Source organism: Atribacteraceae bacterium (genome assembly GCA_035477455.1).
Taxonomy (GTDB): domain Bacteria; phylum Atribacterota; class Atribacteria; order Atribacterales; family Atribacteraceae; genus DATIKP01.
In genome coordinates this window covers 1-12,097 of the sequence record DATIKP010000076.1, presented here as the reverse complement: position 1 = coordinate 12,097, position 12,097 = coordinate 1, and the positions used below count along the sequence as shown (strand labels likewise).

General features: G+C 52.6%; 9 protein-coding genes, 2 tRNA genes and 1 pseudogene. 5 read left to right on the top strand and 7 right to left on the bottom strand.

Going from position 1 to position 12,097, the window contains the following annotated elements; genetic code table 11:
* From VLH40_04790 to VLH40_04780, 3 genes are all read right to left on the bottom strand, one after another.
* A complete protein-coding gene (locus tag VLH40_04790) occupies positions 1–1,143 on the bottom strand; it encodes a uroporphyrinogen decarboxylase family protein (GenBank protein HSV31322.1) in 1,143 nt (380 codons plus the stop codon).
* Between the two features lie 97 nt (positions 1,144–1,240).
* Positions 1,241–2,116, bottom strand: a complete 876-nt coding sequence (locus tag VLH40_04785; GenBank protein HSV31321.1) for a carbohydrate ABC transporter permease — start codon at positions 2,114–2,116, stop codon at positions 1,241–1,243.
* A gap of 1 nt (position 2,117) precedes the next feature.
* On the bottom strand, positions 2,118–3,077 hold the full coding sequence (locus VLH40_04780) for a sugar ABC transporter permease (GenBank protein HSV31320.1): 960 nt from the start codon (positions 3,075–3,077) through the stop codon (positions 2,118–2,120).
* Between the two features lie 279 nt (positions 3,078–3,356).
* On the opposite strand from VLH40_04780, the gene VLH40_04775 reads away from it, so the two are divergent.
* Complete coding sequence (locus VLH40_04775) at positions 3,357–4,763, top strand: L-fucose/L-arabinose isomerase family protein (protein HSV31319.1); 1,407 nt, start codon at positions 3,357–3,359, stop codon at positions 4,761–4,763.
* Positions 4,764–4,833: 70 nt separating this feature from the next.
* On the opposite strand, the gene VLH40_04770 is transcribed toward VLH40_04775, so the two are convergent.
* The 4 genes from VLH40_04770 to VLH40_04755 all read right to left on the bottom strand — a co-directional run bounded on the left by VLH40_04770 (position 4,834) and on the right by VLH40_04755 (position 9,823).
* Complete coding sequence (locus VLH40_04770; protein ID HSV31318.1) at positions 4,834–5,796, bottom strand: substrate-binding domain-containing protein; 963 nt, start codon at positions 5,794–5,796, stop codon at positions 4,834–4,836.
* A 101-nt stretch (positions 5,797–5,897) separates the two neighbouring features.
* Positions 5,898–6,884, bottom strand: coding sequence for an ABC transporter permease (locus VLH40_04765; GenBank protein HSV31317.1), 987 nt, complete (start codon positions 6,882–6,884; stop codon positions 5,898–5,900).
* Entirely contained in the window at positions 6,868–8,388 is a 1,521-nt protein-coding gene (locus VLH40_04760; GenBank protein ID HSV31316.1) for a sugar ABC transporter ATP-binding protein, read from the bottom strand. Before VLH40_04760 ends, VLH40_04765 begins: the two co-directional genes overlap by 17 nt.
* Positions 8,389–8,620: 232 nt before the next feature.
* Positions 8,621–9,823 carry a hypothetical protein gene (locus tag VLH40_04755; GenBank protein HSV31315.1) on the bottom strand — a complete coding sequence of 401 codons (1,203 nt, stop codon included), beginning with the start codon at positions 9,821–9,823 and terminating at the stop codon, positions 8,621–8,623.
* Between the two features lie 446 nt (positions 9,824–10,269).
* Here VLH40_04755 and VLH40_04750 point away from each other — a divergent pair, with 446 nt between their 5' ends.
* From VLH40_04750 to VLH40_04735, 4 genes and pseudogenes are all read left to right on the top strand, one after another.
* Positions 10,270–11,307 (top strand): LacI family DNA-binding transcriptional regulator, encoded by a 1,038-nt coding sequence (locus VLH40_04750; protein HSV31314.1) that lies wholly within the window; start codon positions 10,270–10,272, stop codon positions 11,305–11,307.
* A gap of 40 nt (positions 11,308–11,347) precedes the next feature.
* Positions 11,348–11,434 (top strand) — tRNA-Leu (locus VLH40_04745).
* Positions 11,435–11,442: 8 nt separating this feature from the next.
* Positions 11,443–11,517 (top strand) — tRNA-Val (locus VLH40_04740).
* Positions 11,518–11,971: 454 nt separating this feature from the next.
* Positions 11,972–12,085 (top strand): annotated as a pseudogene (locus VLH40_04735) (transposase).
* Positions 12,086–12,097: the final 12 nt, after the last annotated feature.

Below are 12,097 nucleotides of genomic sequence, written 5' to 3'. Positions count from 1 at the left end.
CTAATAAAATCCATATTCATAAGCGGCTTCATACATAGCCACAATGTTTTCAGTGGGGATTTCGGTCAAAAGATGCTGGCTGGGGGAAATGATGAATCCACCACGGGGAGCCATGACGGTCATCCGGTGCCGCACCTCTTCCCGCACATCGTGCACTGTTCCGAAGGGAAGGGTTTCCTGGGTATCCATCGATCCGTGAAAAGTTAGGAGGCCGCCATATTCTTTCTTCAATTCTGCGGGGTTCATGCCGGCCGCCCGGACCTGTATGGGATCGAGTACGTCAACCCCCATTTCGATAAAATCCGGAATCAACGCTCTCACCGAACCGCAGGAATGGAGCTGTACTTTCAGGCCATGCGCTTTGGCCAATGCCCATAGCCGGGACAGATGCGGCGCGATAAACCGCATCCAGAGTTTCCGGCTCATCATCGGACAATTCTGAACCCCGTAATCATCTCCCATGAAAAAGATATCGGTAACACCCTTGCCTTTTTCAAACATGATCTGGGCCTGGCGGAAATAAAAATCAGCTATCCGCTGGAGAAGGCGTTCGACTATTTCCGGCTGGTCGTACATTGTCATCATAAACCGGTCCATCCCCATAAGATCCATCGCCCAAAAGGTAATTGGAGCCCAGGGACCCCCGTATACCGCATATCCCGCTTCGTGAAAAAAGCGGCACTCCTCGCGGTACCGGTCATAATCGTAGTGATCGACATTGGCGTAAAGGTCCCAGGGATAGTTCTCGATATCGCTGATCGTTTGGGCCTCTTTCAGAGGGTGTGCAACCGCGTAGCCAAAAAAAAGGCCGTCCCGCTTGATCCCAAACAAGCCCTCCCGGCTCCCGTCGGGATACGTCTGCAATTTCGGACCACAGTACGGCGCCCAAGCCCAGCGGAAATCGACATGGAGGGTTTCGAGAAGCCTGAGCTGCGCCTCCCGGTTTTTCCCTTCCAGCAAGGTTCCGTCGGTTCCAATATAGGAGTGGACAGCAGCGCTTGCTCCGGTCTTGATCCCGTAATGCCCGATCAGTGCCTCCATCACTTCGTCGACGGCGGAAACATCGATCGGCACTCGATCCGGTTCCCGGTGTTCAATTGCGGTTATAACCCGCTCTCTTGACGACATGGTCTCTCGTAGCAAGACGAACTACCTCCCTACAGAAAAAATACCGGGGATTCGGCTACGGCTCTTTCGACAAATCTAAACCGCTAACGACTTACAGCCTATCGACCTGTTTTTACTTGAACGCTCCGAAAGTCAACCCTCGTATCAACTGTTTTTGGGTTATCAGCACGAAAACCACCGCTGGGATCAGCATGACCACTGACATAGCGCACATTCCCCGCCAGTCCATCGTGAATTGCTGGGTAAAATCATACAAACCGACCGGAAAAGTCTTTGACGCCGGTGTCCGGGTGATGACGGATGCGACCTGAAATTCGTTCCACGAAGTAAGAAAGGCAAAAATACCGCTGGCCGCTAGCCCCGGTAGGGTCAATGGAAGATCGATCCGAACAAAGGCCTGCCACCTCGAGCATCCATCGATTTGAGCCGCTTCGTCGAGGGAAGCCGGAATATCTTTAAAAAAACCCTGCATGAGCCAGGTGGTGAAGGGAATATTCATCGCCGTATAAATCAGGACCATCCCGCCGATCCGGTCGGTCAGTCCCGTTCGGGCAAAGAGAAGGAAAAGCGGAAGGCTGATCGATATACCAGGGATTGAGCGGGCCATCATCATGCCGACGAAGGTCTGGCTGGAACCCCGGAAACGAAAACGGGAAAAACTGTATCCGGCCAGCGTTCCCACCGTAAGAGCAAATGCCGTACTGAATAACGCAATAAGCAGGGAATTACGCAAGTAGCTGTAAAACGGCACTGACCCGGCGATATGGCTGGAAGCGAAGAGCGTACGGAATGAACCAAGGTCGATTCGGTCAGGGATCCAAACCGGAGGACGGGTGTTGACTTCCACTTCCGGTCGCATGGCAGTCATGACAATCCACAAGACCGGAAGAAAAAAGATGACAACCAACACATAGACCAACACATTCAGGAGCTCCCTGCGTAACTTGCGCTGCTTTCGGCTCACCTGGCGTATTTCCGTCTCTCTCATCTCAATAGACCTCCTGACGGCTCTTGGATAATTGTCGAAATAAATAGATGATAAAAAGAAATGAAACCGCAACGGTAATAAAGGACATGGCCGTACCCATGCCGAATCGGTTATTGGTGATCGCCAGCCGGAAGGTATAGGTCCAAATCATCTCCGAACGATGGGCCGGGCCTCCGTCGGTCATGATGCGCACCAGGTCATAAGCCCGGCCCAGATCAAGAGAACGGATCACCATGGCAATATACACGAAGGGACTAATCAGGGGAAAGGTAATATAGCGAAATTGCTGCCATCCGCTGGCTCCGTCTACCGCCGCCGCCTCGAAGGGCTCACTGGGCAGGCTGACTAATCCGGCTATGAAGACGATAACCATAAAGGGTGTGCTCATCCAGATCTCGGCGATCAATATGGCGATCAGGTTCGCCGGGTAGTTGATGAGCCAGGGGATCACCTGGACATTACCGGTCACGGCATACAAAATATTGTTGAACAGGCCCACCTGGTCGTGGAAAAACCATCTGAACTGAAACCCGACCAGCACGGGTGCAAACATCATGGGGGCCATGATGGCGGTCCGAATCACTCCTTGGCCCCGCGTCACCCGGAAGATGAGCTGGGCCAGAAACAGCCCCAGCAGAAACTCGACATTCACCGCCACCCCCATGAAGATGAGCGTGTTGATGAAGGCTCTCCAGAATAGCGGGTCCTGGAAGAGGCGGAGATAATTTGTTAAACCTACAAATTGAGCTTGCGCCGGGCGCAGGAGGTTTAAATTGGTCAGACTCAGATAGAATGAATAGATCATGGGGACGAGGATAACAACGATGATGATGACCAGCGCGGGAATCGCCATGAGAACGGGTAGGTGCCGGTTGAAAAAACTCTCCCGGATCCGTGAGGGAGCCCTCGACGCTGCTTCGCTGTTTCTCTTCTGGGAAACCTGGCAAACTCCCTCACTCATACATCTCTATCCTCCCAGATGAACGGTTTTGAGGACGATTCAAGCGGATGGCAGTAACTGTGTCTTAACCCAACCGCGTCTCCGGTCATATCCTGATGTCGTAGACATTGCCTACATTTATTTGTAACCGGTTGCACTATAACACTTCCTTTTCTCATTTGTCAAGTACGTTTCCCAATAGGTGGTTTATGAGGGTAACTTGACTGAGTCAATGTAAACAAGTACAATTTATGTAATCGGTTGCTTAGGCCCATATCAAAGACAAAAGGAGAATCCCTTATGAGTACGGTAGGCATTATCACCTTTTCCGACGGACGGAGACATGTTCACGAAGAGCTTCTCCCCATGAACAAAAGTTTTCAGGAAACCCTCATCAAGCGTCTCACCGAGGCTGGTCACACGGTTATTATCGCTGACGAAATCCCCTGCACGAATCCCCAGGCAGTCGCCGCCGGGAAAAAAATGGAGCGCCACAGCGTCGACTGTACCATCTTCAATTATTCCATCTGGTCCTGGCCTCAGTTCACGGTGCTCGCCGCGCAATTCGCCCCGGGACCATACCTGTGCCTTTCCAACATCAATCCCGGATATCCAGGTCTGGTCGGTATGCTGGCCTCATCCGGAGCGTTGGACAACATCGGTATCCCATATCGCCGCATTTCGGGAAACATCGAGGATGAAACCGTGTTCCGCAGGGTCAACCTCTTTATCAGAGCCGCTTCCTGCGCCAAGTCCCTGCGGGGCGAAACCTTCGGTTGTTTCGGCGGTCGGCCGATGGGTATGTACACGGCTACGGTCGGAACCGAAACCTGGATGGATGTGTTCGGCATCGATGTCGAACACATTGATCAGTGGGAAATCGTCCGGAAAGCCGCATCGTACCCTCCGGAAAAAATCGAGCGGGCTTTACGTTGGTGTGAAGAGAATATCGGAAAAATCGCCTATGACGGAAAACAACTCACTCCTGAAATCCTGAAAAGGCAAATCGCCTCTTATTACGCCGTCCGGGATTTGTGCCGGGAAATGCATCTGGATTTCTGTGGTATCAAGGGGCAACCGGAACTGACCAACAGCTTCTGTACTATGGACGTGGCCGAAGCCTTTATGAACGACCCCTATGATTTCGATGGACCGAAAGAGCCGATTGTTTGTTCCACCGAAGCGGACATGGACGCGGGTTTGACCATGGAAATCCTGAAAAAGCTGGCCAATACCCCAGTGCTGTTCGCCGATGTCCGGCACTGGCATGAAGACTACGGGATCCTCGATATGTGCAACTCAGGCCAGCACGCCACCTATTTCGCGGGAGGGAGCTTCGATTACCGGGACAACCTCTCCAAGGTCATCTTTTACCCGGAAGGGTTTTATTTCCCGGCCGGAGGAGCGACGGTCCATCACCTGGCGCACCCCGGGAAAGTGACTCTGGCCCGGCTGGGCCGGAAAAACGGAGAATACTGGATGGCCATCCTGACCGGTGAGTTCGTCCAGTACGACAAAGCGACCAACCGAACCATTATGGAACGAACCCAGCTCGAATGGCCGCACGCCTTCTGCAAGCTCGACACCTCGATCGACTGCTTTATCGATCGGTTCCCCTGTAACCACATCCACGCCGTGTACGGAGATTATGTGGAAGAGCTGAAAATGGTCTGTGAAGTCATTGGGATCCGCTGGGAAATGATCTGAAGAAAACATAAAAAAACCCGCGCCGGATAATGGCGCGGGTTTTTTTATGTACGGTCTTATATGTGCGGTCTTAGAAGGCCTTCTCGGCGTCACCCAGGTTAGCGGCGGTAATGACCGTCGGTTCGATAAGGGTTATCGGTTCCGTGGGGACTGTCCCTTCCCGCAGATTATCGATTAAAACCTGGAAGCCGTCGGACGCTTGCCGACCGGGGAACTGTTCGATAGTGGCATCCAGGATCCCCTGATCGATAGATGCGAGAGCGTCGGGCAATGCGTCAAACCCGATAGTGATCGTCGCCTCTACATCGACAACTCCACTGGCTTTCATAGCCTCGAGCCCTCCCAGGATCATTTCGTCGTTAGCGCCGAACACGGCATCAAATTCGGGAATGCCTATGATGACATCCTCCATCACCCGCATTCCGTCAGCCCGGCCGAAATAAGCAGTCCTGGTGTGCACGGTGATACCGGGGTGTTGGGCAAGCACCTCGTTGAACCCCGCGCTGCGGTCAATAGCCGGACCCGCTCCGGGTGTTCCGTAAAGTTCGATGACCACGCCTCGGGGTTCCCCATATTTCTCGGTAAGTTTGTCCACAATAAACTGGCCGGCCTTTCGACCGCCTTCTAAGTTGTCTGCTCCAACATGGGCCAAAACTTCCGCCGCGCCTTCAGCCAGCCGCCGGTCGACAGTCACCACCGGTATCCCGGCAGCGTTGAGGGCCAAAACAGCGGGAACGATAGCTTCGATTTCAATGGGAACCAGGAGTACCCCGTCCACTTCCTTGATGATCATATCTTCAACGATGGCCATCTGCCGGTCAACCCGGTTTTCCGCTTCGAGAGAGACCACTTCGACACCTAATATTTCTGCCTTATCGAAAACCGCCTGCTCCAAAAAGGCGAACCAGGCAAAAGCCAGGCTTGGGAATGACAACCCAATGGTTAGGTCGGCTTCCTGAGCCGAAGCCAGCGTTCCCGAAAATGGGAGCAGAACCATAGCACACACGACGAGTAAAAGAACGACTTTCTTCATGTGAAAACCTCCTCCCTATTCTTGAATGTTTCTTCACAACCAACTGCACAGGGGCTCCGTAAAAAATCCATTCCTTGGATAAGCAGTCCTCACCTCCTTTTCTACGCCGCCAGGAAGCGTCTCTTCAGTTGGTCCATAAGCAGGGCCAGAATTAGGATCGCTCCCCGAACTATCATCTGCCAAAAAGGCTGTACTCCCAGCAAGTTCAACCCGTTGGCCACCACTCCCATAAGAAGCGCTCCGACCAGGGTTCCGTAGACCCCTCCCTCACCACCCATCAGGCTGGTTCCCCCAATGATCACAGCAGAAATGACATCCAACTCATATCCAGTGCCAGCCAACATTTCAGCGGAATTCAGGCGGGAGGTCAGGATCAAACCGCTCGACCCGGCCAGAAAACCCAGGACACAAAAAGCGAGAATTTTGATCTTATCAACCATAATGCCTGATAACAGGGCTGCTTCCGAATTTCCTCCAATAGCGTAGATATAGCGCCCGAACACCGTTTTTTTCAACACAATCCCGGCGAGGATCACCGTCCCGATGAACAAGACCACCGGAAAGGGAACGTCTCCAACCATTCCGGCGCCGATAAAGCGAAATTCTGGACTCATTCCCGAGATCGGTCTACCCCGGGCGACTAAAAGCGTCAATCCCCGGAAAATACTCATGCTCCCCAAAGATATGATAAAAGGATGAATTCTTCCCTTGGTGGAGATGTAGCCGTTAAAAAATCCGATCCCGGTTCCGATCAAAAGGGGAACCATGATACTCAAAAAGAAGTTCCCTCCCCAGTTCACCTGGAAGCCGGCGGCAATCATACCGGTGAAGGCCACGATGGAACCGACCGACAGGTCGATGAGCCCGAGCAGAATGACAAAGGTCATTCCGACGGCAATCACCCCAGTGATAGACACCTGGCGAACCACGTTCAGTATATTCAGGGGATGAAAGAAGCGGGGGGCGAGAATACCGAAAATCACACAAATCAGAAAAAAGACAAGAAGAATGCCGACTTTGTCCCAAAACACAAAAAACGAATGTAGAAGACCCCTTTTTTTTCCCAAACTTTCAACGGCTTTTGACATTATTTTTTTCTACCCCCAGCGCCAGTTTCAACACCGCCTCCTTGGTCATTTCCTGGCGGGACAACTCTCCGGAGATTTCCCCCTCCCGCATGACCAGCACCCGATCGCTCATGCCCAGGATCTCGGAAAGCTCCGAGGAGACCATGACAATCCCCGCTCCTCTCTCCAGAAGTTTTCCCATCAGCAAAAAAATCTCCCGCTTGGCGCCAACATCGATGCCCCGCGTCGGCTCGTCAAACAGGTACACATCGCTTTCCCGGGCAAACCACTTCCCCAAAACCACCTTTTGTTGGTTCCCGCCGGAGAGATGCATCACTCGTTGAGCAAGGGTTGGAGTCTTGATGTTCATGGCCTTGACCATTTCGTTCGCCACGGTGTTGAGCTTGGTATCGTTGATGAATCCCCGCAAGGCCATCCGTCTGAGATTCGGAAGACCCAGATTGTCAAGGACCGAAAGGAGCAGGACCAGTCCCTGGGTTTTTCGCTCCTCGGGCAGAAGGGCGATGCCTCGCTCGATGGAATCCCGTGGGGTGGTGATTCGGATTTCCCCACTCCGGATAAACACCTTTCCTGAATCGAGCTTATCCAATCCGAAAATCGCCCTCAAAACTTCCGTACGGCCAGAACCGACCATCCCGGCAATACCAACAATTTCCCCTCGTCGCACCGAGAAACTTACATTCCTGATGACCCCCTTGCGGCTGAGATCCTCGACCCGGAGCACCTCCTCCCCGATTGGATGTTCGGCCTTGGGATATTGTTCCACCAACTCTTTTCCGACCATCATCTGGATCAGGCTCCCCACCCGGATATCGCTGACCGGATTGGTGGCGACGTATTTTCCGTCCCGCAGGACGCTCACCCGATCGCAAACCTCGAAGATTTCCTCCAGCCGGTGAGAAATATAGATAATGGTCACCCCCTCCTTCCGCAGCGTGCGTATAATCCGAAAGAGGGTTTCGATTTCCCGCTGGGCCAGAGTAGCGGTCGGCTCGTCCATGATCAAGACCCGGGCCTTGAGGGAAAGAGCCTTGGCGATCTCCACCACCTGCTTCTTGGCCACCCCCAGACTTTTCACCCGGGCGTCCGGCTTGATATCAATATTCAGGAAATCCAGGAGCTTCTGGGATTCTTCCTGGATTTTTCCCCAATCGATCAGTTTCCGCTGGTTGAGAGGGTGGTGTCCCATGAAGATATTTTCCGCGACGGTCAGGCCGGGAATCAGATTGAATTCCTGGTAGATCGCAGCAATGCCACTTTTGAGGGCTTCGTGCGGAGTTCGATAGGCGATGGGTTCTCCTTCAAAGTCGATTTCCCCGGACGTCTTGGAAAACACTCCGGTGACGATCTTAATCAGGGTCGATTTCCCCGCACCGTTTTCTCCCACCAGGGCATGCACTTCTCCCCGCCGGATGGAAAAGGATACATCATTGAGGGCCAGCACCCCGGGGAAGCGCTTCGTGACCTGCTTGAACTCCAAAATAGGATTACTGAGCGTGTTCATTTCCTCTTGACTCCCAAGACCTGATCATAAAAAACGGATAGTCCGGGTCCCATTGTATCGCTCTAAACCGTCAAGCATCCGGTTTAACCGTTCAAGTTCGTAAGTGTCCTATCCAGTGACCGAGTAAGAGGTTCCGGAAACTCAAGTCCCCTTCGATACCCACTCAAACAGGATGGTCATTCATAGCCACATGAACCGTCTTCGCCGATTCAGCCAACCAATCCGTCCTGCATCACGCCCGGGGACCAAAATGCCTGAGCATGACCAGGTTATCGGTTTCGCTCGTATTGGTGATCGTTACGCCCTCCCGGGCGGCACTCACCGCTACGAAAACCTCGTCTGCGCTCATCTGGCCAAAACGGAGCAAGGCCGGGGATTCGACCGAAAGTCCGTTCATGGTTCCCTGCCCCTGGATGACAATCGCTCCATAGGCGGCAGTGTCACGTATTGACACCGTCCGTCCGGGGTGGACGGTCAACTCCGTGGCCCCGAAATATTCTGAATTATAGACAATCCGGTATTCCTCGTATCCCTGGCTCCGCATCTCCTCAACCGGCTTCAGTGGAAGAGGCGCGAGAAAGCGGTGAGTGTAAAAATCCGGATCCAGGTTCCGGTCCCAATCGATTAGGTCGACAATATAGTCGAGATCGTGTTTGTGCGCTTCCGGAACATCCTTGACCAAGAGGTCCCAAGGTGTGTACTGCTCCCAAACCAAGGACTGGAACATCGCGAAAACATCAGAACTTCTCTGCGGCTCATAGGTTAAGAGAGACCCCGGCGCGTGGAGAATGCCAGGTGGTACGTCCCAGCCGGTTCCCGGTTTCAATTTGTATGCCCGGGACAGGTAAAGAATCCCGTTATCCCCCTTGACCCAGTCTTTCAGGCACTGAATTACCTGGTCTCGAGTGGTTCCGGGATTGAGTCCGAAGAAGGTGTAGGGGAACCACCCTCCGTGATTGTTCAGTTGTTTAGGGAAAAAATACCCTTCCGGTTTCCCCAGCCTGCCGACCGCCTTCGCTCCTTCGTCATCCTGATGGAGATGGTGAGGAAGAGGTTCCATGTTGTCGAAAAATTTGCTGTACATAGTCCAGCCGCCGTGTGCAGCCATGACTTCTTTGCCCAAGATGTCGTTGCCCAACAGGTCTACCGCTTCTTTGAGTAAAACCTTTTCCAGAACAGAACCATCCCGGAAAGCGACATAGCTCATCCCTTCGTCGGGTAGGGTCTCCGGTCCGTTATCCGCCCGGGTGGTCGAAGCGAACCACCTTTCGTCGATGCCGCCCCGGTGCCCGCCGAAGGCAAAGTAATCATCGGGGTGAAGTTTCAGCCGCTTTCCCGGAACACAAAATGCCCGGGGGACCCAGGCGGGGGCCAGTCGAAAAACACCCCTACCCTGACTCAACGCTTTATTCAGTATCGCCTCCGCATTAGCCATTATCCGTATCACACCTCTTTTCAGATTGGAAAAAAGATCGCTCCTACAGCATGATTCAGATATTTATACCCCGTCTCCGGGAAAACCATACCAACGTCCTGTTTCCTGATGGACACAAAGAATCTGGGCTAACTAATCACAGTTATTGCCATCCCACCGATTCTCTTTGATTTTTTTCAGTGGCCGAGAATGACGTAATGAACTACGACTTGGCACATATGTAGAGGTTACGTGCGTAAAAACCCAGGACAACACTTCACGGCGAAGCCGGGTGAAACTATTGGGTCTCCCGGATCTCTCGATATTCCGGTGATCCGTGGCTTTGAAAACGATTTCTCAAATAATAGCATAATCATATTTTGATGTCAAGAATACTGCTGATTTGGTGGATTGACGCCCTACGCATCTTGTGTTATCGTTAACAGAAACGATTCCAGGTGGTGGATATGACCTCCATCAAAGACGTTGCCCACTTAGCTAAAGTTTCCCCGACGACGGTTTCCCGGGTTATAAACAAAAGCAACTCAGTGACGCCATTGATCCGTGAACGGGTTTGGAAGGCGGTCGAACAACTTAATTATAAACCGAACCTCCTGGCCCGAAGTTTGCGTAGTCAGAAATCCAAGTTGATCGGGTTCCTGGTTCCGAATATCGAAAACCCCATTTTTTCCCGCCTGGCCAAATATGTCGAAGAAAGCGCCTCCCGCCGGGGTTACAATGTCATCCTCTGCAATACCGGTGACGACCCGGAGAGGGAGAAGGTTTATCTCGATATTCTTTTCCAGCATCAGGTCGAAGGGATCATTTTTTCCCGTGTCTCCGACGAGAGTTCCTTGTTTAAAAGCATTCACCTGGAATCAGTTCCCTACGTAGTCCTCGACCGGGCCCTTGATTCGGAACTCTCCCCCACGGTCAAGCTCGATAATTTCAAAGCCGGATATCTGGCCGCCCGGCACCTCGTCGAACTAGGACATCAACGCATTGCCTGCATCAGTGGACCCCAGAAAATCAAGTTATGCCGGGAAAGGCTGGCTGGTTATCAACACGCCCTCCTCGAGGCAAAGATCTTGTTCCCGGAAACCTTTATGGTCGAAGGTGATTTCAAAATCGAAGGGGGATACACGCAAGGCCTTTCACTTCTTAGTAAGCCTTTTTCGGATAGGCCTTCGGCCATTCTGTGCATGAACGATCTGACCGCCTTCGGCGTCATGCAAGCGGCCCGGGAAAAAGGCGTCACCATTCCCGGCCACCTCTCGCTGACTGGTATCGACGATTCTCCGATGAGCAAAATAGTCTACCCTCCTCTGACCACTGTCGCTCAACCCTTCGACCGGATCGCCCGGGAGGGAGTGGAGATGATGATCAAACAAATCAAGGGAGTCAAGTTGCGGAAAAAGCTGATCGTCATTGAACCGCAACTGATCATACGCTCTTCAACGGCCCCCCCCACCGGAAATATAACAGAACCCTTCCTATATTCTTGACAAGCTGGGTCAAATGGGATAAGGTGTTTTTTGCAAAAGTGCCGAAGTGGCGGAACTGGCAGACGCGCTGGAATCAGGATCCAGTGAGTTTACGCTCATGGGGGTTCAACTCCCCCCTTCGGCACCACCTCCTGTGCGCGGTTAACTCAGCGGAAGAGTGCCATCCTCACACGGTGGAAGTCGCTGGTTCAAATCCAGCACCGCGCACCATTTTTTTGAATCCTCTCCATTTAAGGGCAAGTGTTTTGTTAACCCTTTTAAGCACTGCCTCAACATCACAAAACCAAAAACCTACCGTCCATACTTCCCTTACTTTTGCCCGAACCGCTCCTTAAAGCCTCAAGTCCAGCGCGTTTTTCAGGGGGTATTTGGAATGGCTTAAGAGCTACCCTCAAAACTTATGTATAGCCAAATAAAAACCGGTGGCGCATCCTAAGGTGAAGTGCCTATGAAGAAATCACCTCGCTCCCCCAAAGAGAAGATAGGCCATGAGTAAAACAAAGCCCGTTACCGAGGAATGGTCAAAGGAACCGAACCAAACCGATGGAAGAGTTGATCCCCTGGCTCTACCGGAAAGAGACCTCCACCAATGACTTCCCAGAAACGGTACGTCTACTGGTGGGGTGGGGGGGGTAGCTGAATACCTGGATGAAGGAGAGGAACCTGCGTCCTGGTGGTGATCGGCGCCACCGCCGATGGAGAAAAAGAGCTGATCACTCTGGAGGACGGGTTCCGGGAGAGTGAACAGTCCTGGAAGGAAGTGCTCTTGGATTTGAAATAGCGGGGTCTG